The sequence below is a fragment of the Sphingobacteriales bacterium genome, from assembly GCA_012517435.1.
Classification (GTDB): Bacteria; Bacteroidota; Bacteroidia; order CAILMK01; family JAAYUY01; genus JAAYUY01.
Map to the genome: position 1 here is coordinate 1 of JAAYUY010000108.1, position 5,319 is coordinate 5,319.

The following is a 5,319-nucleotide window of genomic DNA, read 5'->3' on the forward strand; positions in this document are numbered from 1 at the left end:
ATGAAAAACATCCGGAGTTCCGGGCTGCTGTCGGAGACTGGCAAGTTCCAGAAAGGACAGATGAAATTTTTCACCCAAAGTTTTCTTGAGATAAATAAAATTAAGTGATTTTATTTTAGAAAGGCTTTCTTTCTGGATAGATTTAATGCTTTGAGTCAGGGTATCAAAATAATAGAGGGTTTGAAAATAACGGTAATCTTCACCAAAAACATTTTCGTCTCTGTTGTTCCATGAAAATCCTGCATCTGCCTGAATATCAGATTTTTTATATTTCAGTAGCAAACCATCGTATTGCATACCCATGTTTCCCCAGTCACGCCTCGACAATAGTCTTTCATCATCATAAACCCATTCCTGCCTCCCAATCTGAACTGTAAAGAAGGGAGAAGGCCTGACTTTCAGCCATGCTTCTTTCAGGTCAACACTGGCAGGGTCTCCACTTACCGATGTTGCATTATAAGTACTTTCGTCACCCCAGACCCGGGAATCCTGCACAATCAGCCCAAGGCTGTATTTTTCCTGATCGTACATCATCCCTACCCTGCTCCTTTGTGTAACAAAAAAAGCCGGTAAACTGCTTTCCTGAGGCAAAGTTTTATAGCCAAATCTGTATTCAGTTCTAAAACGCAATTCACTGATAATCTTTAACTGAGAAAATGCGTTAAAACTCAGTGCAGCAAATGCAAATAAAAATAATCTTTTTTTCATGTGTCTTCTAATTAAAAGCTCCTTTCAAATATGATCTGGTAATATCATTTTTCGGACGATTAAAAAAATCATCAGTATTGCCCTGTTCAATCACTTCTCCCATGTACATAAACACCACATGATCAGCAATACGCTTAGCCTGTCGTAAAATATGGGTAACAATGACAACTGTATATCTGTCTTTCAGTTCGACAAATTTTTCTTCAATAGCCTGACTGGAAATGGGATCGAGCGCTGAGGTAGGTTCATCCGCCAGAATTATCTCAGGATCAACAGCCAAACCCCTTGCCAGACACAAACGCTGCTGCTGTCCGATCGACAAACGGCTGGCTGGCTCGTACAACCTGTCTTTTACTTCTTCCCACAAACTTGCCTGTTCAAGATAATGCCTGACCCTTTGAGAAAGTATTTTACGGTTCCCCCTCCCATTGATTTTCAATCCAAAAGCAATATTGCCATAGATACTCATTGGCAAAGGATATGGCCTCTGTGCAAGTAAACCCATGTTCTTTCTAAGTTCGGTCAATTCCCATGTCCGGTCAAAGATATTCCTTCCGTTTAAATAAATATTCCCTTTCATTTTAACATCCGGAACCAGGTCGATCAAACGGTTGAAACATTTCAGCAAGGTGGTCTTTCCGCAGCCTGAAGGCCCCAGAATAACAGTGATTTTCCTCTCCGGAATTTCAACATTGATATTCTTCAGAATATTCTGTTTCCCAATACTTAAGCTAAAATCCTGAACGCAGATTTTCTCCATTTTCTCTAAAAGTTAATTTTATTTTTGTTTAGTTTCCCACTGATTATCCTCGACAAAATACTGATAACCAACACAATAATAGTTAAAATAAAAGCCGAAGCATAAGCCCTTGCCTGAACTTCGGGCAGAGGGGAGCCTAACTGGAAAAAAATAGCCAGTGGAAGGGTAGCAGCCGGCTCATTCAAAGAATCAGGAATAAAGTCAGTAAATCCGCAGGTAAACAATACCGAGGCTGCATCGCCAATGGCCCGGCCAAAAGAAAGTAATACAGCAGTGGCAATGCCTGGGAAACACTGCCTGATAATGACTAAAAAGGCTGTCTCTCCTGTAGTCGCTCCCAGTGAGTAGCTTGCTTCGTGAAGCGGAAGCGGCACTTCCTTGATGACTTCATCCATTGCCCGGATCATGATGGGTAAAATAAAAATGCTTACCGTGATAATTCCGGCAAGTAGTGATGTTTTCAGTCCGAAATAAATCATGATGGAAAAACCCAATGCTCCGTAAACGATGGAAGGCACCCCCCACAGCAGGTCGAGCAGGTATCTGATGAAATACACCCATCTTTTTCTTTTTATCAGACTTGTATTTAAAACAAGGGCAACAGGCAGGCCTGTCAGCAGGGCAAGAAATGTTGACGAAAAAGCGAGAATCAGGCTCCCAACGATGGCGTTCAGAATCCCGCCTTCCTTGCCAAAATAATATCCTCCATGCGGCACCTGGGAAATCATTTCCCAGCTCAGGGCCGGCCATGCTTTCATGGTAATTGATAAGAGAATGAGAAGTAAAACAGCCACAATTAAAACAGTGCTGAAAAACATGATCAGCCTGAATATCCATTCTTCAAGTTTGTGTTTTTTCATCGGTAATTTTCAAATTTTGTAATCAGCTGTCGCGACAAAAGATTAAATATCAGCACTACTGTCAATAAAATCAGGGCAGCAAACATGAGTGCCGAATCATACATCGGAATGGTAAGCATTTCACCGTAATTGTTGGCAATGAGAGCGGGTAAGGGATAAGAAGCATCGAAAAGGTGTTCAGGTATTTTAACCATATTACCAGCAACCATCAGAACGGCCATGGTTTCTCCAAACGCCCTGGAAATGCCCAGTCCCACAGCAGAAACAAGCCCCGGTAATGCCTTTTTCAAAATGACCTTTCTGATGGCCTGCCATTTTGCTGCACCCAGCGAAAGGGCTGATTCAAGCAGCTCGGATGGGACGATGCGTATAACTTCTATCATCAGATTCAGGATAAATGGAATGATCATCACCGCAAGTACGATAGCTGCTGAAATCAGGCTATATCCGCTGCTTTCATATCCCAAAAACCCTGACACATGATCTCTGATAAAAGGAACGATCACCAGAACCCCCCATGCTCCATAGACCACACTGGGAATACCGGCAAGAATATCAATTACCGGATGCATTATTTTCAAAACCTTTGCAGGAGCATATTGTGTCAGATGAATGGCAGAAAAAAGACAGACCGGTACGGCTATGATTATCGAAATAATGGTCAGCCATAAGGAACTGATGATGAAAGGAAAAAAACCAAATTTTCCCTTCATCGGGCTCCATTCTGATGAAAACAGTAAATCACTTAAGGAAGAATGAGACAGCACTGCAGCTGATTTCCAACTTAATCCTGCAATCAGTATAAGCGGAATTACAAAAACAAAAACAAGGCTGAAATTCATCAAAAATGAAGAAGACTCCGACCTGAGTTTTCGGGATAATTTCATGTTTAATTCTTTATTCAAGCTTTTTCAGGCTGGCATTTATTTTTTCTTCAGATAAAGCAACATAACCTGCTTTTTCAACCATTTTCTGACCCTCTGTCAGAACCCATTTGACAAACTCAATAACCAATTGATTCTGAGGCTTACCGTTGAAAACAAAAAATAAATCACGTGCAGGCGGACTGGGATACACCCCAGATTTGATGGCATTCATAATGTCGTCAAGAGTATTGTAAAAATATTCGGTGCTGTCAATCTTTCCGTCTTCATTGAGATCAATGGGAACGACTTCTATACCGGCATTCTTTTTTCTCGATTGCATATCAAATACATACACCACATTGTTGTATCCAATTGAGTTGATGTTGTTTTTAACTGCATCTGCAATTCCGGGGTCACCGTAAACACCTGTTCCTTTTAGACTTTCCTGATCTTTACCAAGATATTTTCCCCACATTTCAGCAGCTCCGCAAGCATCTGATCTGGTAAAAACCACAATCTTATCCTTGTTTTCGGTCCTGGTGACTTCTCCCCAGGTAAGGACTTCATTGGTCAGAAAAATCTTTTCAAAATCTACCTTTTTGAGCCCTTTTTTCATCAAATCACCCAAAACAGGATTTTTGGCATTGATGGTTGGCAACACTGCATCGCGGGTTACAGCTATCCAGTAAGCTCCTTTTGCCTCTTCCTCAGGCTTAACTTCCCGCGAAAACATTCCGATATCTACCAGACCGGTCAGCGCATCTGCCATTCCTTTGCCTGCACCACCAGCACTGATATTGATTTTTACCTGTGGATGCAGCTTCATGAATTCTTCTGCCCATGCTACTGTCATCGGATACAAGGCAAATGCCCCGGAAATTGTGATTGTACCTTTTAAAGTATCTGTCTCTTTTTCCTGCTTTTTATGGCAGGAAGACATCATCAGTATTGAAGCCAACACCAGCAATACTGAACCATTACAAATAATCTTTTTCATTTTTCAATCTTTTGAGTTTTTTTCGAAAAACAAATGTATATTAGTTCTATCGATTTTATAGACTAATATTGAAAAAATTTTTCAATTTTCTTTAAAAAGTTCTTTTTCCTTATTTAAAATTTTATCTAATGTGATGTTTTTCAATAAATTAACAGTTTCATCCCTTACCTGCTTGATATAAAACCTGATGGCACACTGAGCTTCATCTTTGCAATGCTTACACGGTTCATAATATCTAAAAGTAGCACAAGGCAGCAAAGCGATCGCACCGTCAAACAAACGGACAATATCGGCCAGATTGATGTTTTCAGGTGAGTTGATGAGGTAATATCCCCCACCCTTTCCCATTTTACTGCTGACAAATCCGTTTTTCTTTAATTCGAGCAAAATCAGCTCAAGAAATTTTTTTGGAATTTTTTCTGCTTTTGAGATATCATTGATCAATACAGGCCCCTGATTATAACATCTTGCCAGATGTGTTAGTGCATAAATCGCATATTGAGCCTTTTTTGATAACATTTCAGCAATAAAATCAGCTTTCAAAAATCACTATTTTCTGCGACATTGGAAAATTATTCTTATGGATCATTATTTAACGCCTTAACATCACAGCTTACAACTGATTGAATGTTACCAAAATATCCTCCCTACGGTACTCGAGCGGATGTTGATTTTTTATTTTATGAAACAATCATAAAATCCCGAAACGCCATCAGCTCCCCTCTCTTTTCGAAAGAAAGGGGCCGGGGGTGAGTTAGAACTGTTACCAAAATATCCTCCCTACAGGACTCGAGCGGGTATTGATTTCTGTTTTATGAGACAATCATAAAATCCCGAAACGCCATCAGCTCCCCTCTCTTTTCGAAAGAGAGGGGCCGGGGGTGAGTTAGATGTCCGTGCCTACTACAGACTGCCTGCTGCCTACTTAAACTTTCCGCCTTTCCTGTTTCGCTTTCCGCGTTTTTTCCTGCCTACTGCCTACTTACAGAAACTTATCTCATCAGCAACACCGTCCCGCTTACCAGCCTGCGTTGGCCTTGCGTTCCTTCTGCATTGATCTGGTAGTAATAGTTGCCGACCGGACAAGGTTTCCCTTTAAATGTGCCGTCCCAGCCGGTTTCAGGGTCG

At 41.0% G+C, this 5,319-nt stretch carries 7 protein-coding genes; all 7 read right to left on the reverse strand.

The window, feature by feature from the left end; genetic code table 11:
* The coding region (locus GX437_06425) for an alginate export family protein (GenBank protein ID NLJ07285.1) at positions 1 to 708 on the reverse strand (708 nt) is incomplete at its 3' end.
* Between the two features lie 7 nt (positions 709 to 715).
* The gene (locus tag GX437_06430; protein NLJ07286.1) at positions 716 to 1,468 is read right to left on the reverse strand and encodes a phosphate ABC transporter ATP-binding protein; all 753 of its coding nucleotides are present in this window, start codon (positions 1,466 to 1,468) and stop codon (positions 716 to 718) included.
* Between the two features lie 5 nt (positions 1,469 to 1,473).
* A complete protein-coding gene (locus tag GX437_06435) occupies positions 1,474 to 2,328 on the reverse strand; it encodes an ABC transporter permease subunit (GenBank protein ID NLJ07287.1) in 855 nt (284 codons plus the stop codon).
* Positions 2,325 to 3,170: a phosphate ABC transporter permease subunit PstC gene (pstC, locus tag GX437_06440; GenBank protein NLJ07288.1), complete on the reverse strand. Its 846-nt coding sequence runs from the start codon at positions 3,168 to 3,170 to the stop codon at positions 2,325 to 2,327. Before pstC ends, GX437_06435 begins: the two co-directional genes overlap by 4 nt.
* A 55-nt stretch (positions 3,171 to 3,225) precedes the next feature.
* A complete protein-coding gene (locus tag GX437_06445; protein NLJ07289.1) occupies positions 3,226 to 4,191 on the reverse strand; it encodes a phosphate ABC transporter substrate-binding protein in 966 nt (321 codons plus the stop codon).
* Between the two features lie 81 nt (positions 4,192 to 4,272).
* Positions 4,273 to 4,710, reverse strand: coding sequence for an Rrf2 family transcriptional regulator (locus GX437_06450; protein ID NLJ07290.1), 438 nt, complete (start codon positions 4,708 to 4,710; stop codon positions 4,273 to 4,275).
* Positions 4,711 to 5,183: 473 nt separating this feature from the next.
* On the reverse strand, positions 5,184 to 5,319 hold a 136-nt coding region (locus GX437_06455), incomplete at its 5' end, for a gliding motility-associated C-terminal domain-containing protein (protein ID NLJ07291.1).